Genomic DNA, 251 nt, shown 5'->3' on the forward strand with positions numbered 1-251 from the left:
CTCGAAGTGAAGCGTCAGGCGCGCCGGGCGGCGCGGGTCGATTCGCCGGTGCTTCTGCTCGGCGAAACCGGCACCGGCAAGGAACTGCTGGCGCACGCGATCCACGCCGGATCGGCGCGGGCGAATCAGCCGCTCGTCACCGTCAACGTCGCGGCGATTCCGGATACCTTGCTCGAAGTCGAATTCTTCGGCGCGGCGCCCGGCGCGTACACCGGCGCCGATCGCAAGGGCCGCGTCGGCAAGTTCGAACT

The 251-nt window shown here is 69.3% G+C and carries 1 protein-coding gene; it reads left to right on the top strand.

Features of this window, described 5'->3' with window-relative positions; translation table 11 throughout:
- Positions 1-251 (top strand): sigma 54-interacting transcriptional regulator (locus SB764_RS42935; RefSeq protein WP_410867167.1); only part of this gene is annotated, 251 nt, incomplete at both ends.

The sequence above is a fragment of the Paraburkholderia sp. SIMBA_027 genome (assembly GCF_046535315.1).
In the GTDB taxonomy this organism is placed as follows: domain Bacteria; phylum Pseudomonadota; class Gammaproteobacteria; order Burkholderiales; family Burkholderiaceae; genus Paraburkholderia; species Paraburkholderia tropica.